The organism is Ruegeria sp. CL5, from assembly GCF_056536485.1.
On the sequence record NZ_JBQFPS010000033.1, the window covers coordinates 1 to 1,517 of the forward strand.

Below are 1,517 nucleotides of genomic sequence, written 5' to 3' on the forward strand. Positions count from 1 at the left end.
GATAGTGTTGAAAAAGTCGGTTGATTGGTTGGTCTGGCGCTGATTCACTCGTTTTGAGAGTGGAGGACTTAGCAATGATGGGACCGAGGCAGGTGGCGCAGGGTGCGCTGTTTTATGAGTTCTCGATTGACGAGTTTGTTCCTGCCGATCACTCTCTACGCGGCATTGATCGTTTCCTTGACCTGTCAGACGTTCGACCGCTTCTGGCACCGTCTTATAGCGCGCATGGTCGTCCTTCGATTGACCCTGAGTTGATGATCCGGATGCTGTTGTTGGGCTACTGCCAAGGCATCAGGTCCGAGCGCCGCCTTTGCGAAGAGGTGCATGTCAATCTGGCGTACAGATGGTTTTGCAGGCTCGACCTGACTGACCCGGTGCCTGACCATTCAACTTTCTCGAAGAACCGGCATGGGCGTTTCCGGGAGAGCGGTTTGTTCCGACATCTCTTCGAAACCGTTCTGAGACGCTGTATTGATGAGGGTTTGGTTGGCGGCGAGAGTTTTGGTGTCGATGCCAGCCTGATCCCGGCGAATGCCAACCAGACACGCGGGATTGAAAGCAAGGAAGGTCTGCCCCCCGAACTGACCACCCGCGTGGTTGAGGAATATCTCGAAACGCTGGATGACGCCGCATTCGGCGCGTCCACCAAAGTCGTCCCCAAATACATCTCGCCGGTGGACCCTGCGGCGCGCTGGACAGGCGCCGATGGAGGGGCCGCATTCTTTGCATATTCCACCAACTACATGGTGGATTTGGACAATGCAGTCATCGTGGATGTGGAACCATCCGTACCGATCCGAACCGCGGAGGCCTTTGCCGCGCGACGGATGATCGACCGCATCACGGATCGCTTTGACATGACGCCAGACAAGTTGGTTGGCGATACAGGCTACGGATCGGCAGAGATGCTGGGCTGGCTGGTCGAAGAACGCGGCATCGCCCCGCACATCCCGGTCTGGGATAAATCCAAACGGACGGACGGCACATTCTCACGCGAAGACTTCATCTACGACCCCGCGACCGACAGCTACTCATGCCCTGGCAACAAGGAGCTGCGAACATATCGCCGGAACTTCTCCAAACCGCGAAAGCCGAACGGCGGCAAAGACGGGTTCATCAAATATCGAGCGTCAAAGCACGACTGCGACGCATGCCCATTGAAGGCAAATTGCTGTCCAAAACAGCCAGCTCGAAACGTGCTTCGCTCCGTCCACGAAGCAGCACGCGACGCCGCCCGCGATATCCGAAAAACAGACGCCTACATGACCTCGTTCATTCAAAGACGGAAAGTCGAGATGCTGTTTGCCCACCTGAAGCGATACATCGGCGTGCCGATGATGCGACTTCGAGGACCCAAAGGTGCATATGAGCAGTTCCAACTCGCAGCCACAGCTCAAAACCTAAGGAAACTCGCAAAACTAGCCCCGCAACCAGAACCAACAGGCTGAGAGGAACATCCCAAGCGGCTTTTGCCATCGCTCATCGGCAGTTCCAACGTCGACTTTTTCAACACTATC

1 protein-coding gene is annotated in these 1,517 nt (G+C 56.0%); it reads left to right on the top strand.

Going from position 1 to position 1,517, the window contains the following annotated elements; all coding sequences use genetic code 11:
- Positions 1-74 precede the first annotated feature (74 nt).
- Entirely contained in the window at positions 75-1,448 is a 1,374-nt protein-coding gene (locus ACR0IU_RS22255; protein ID WP_170361228.1) for a transposase, read from the top strand.
- The last annotated feature ends 69 nt before the right edge of the window (positions 1,449-1,517 follow it).

Coding starts and splice junctions, on each gene's coding strand:
- ACR0IU_RS22255 (WP_170361228.1), top strand. CDS start 75: ATGATGGGACCGAGGCAGGTGGCGCAGGGTGCGCTGTTTTATGAGTTC.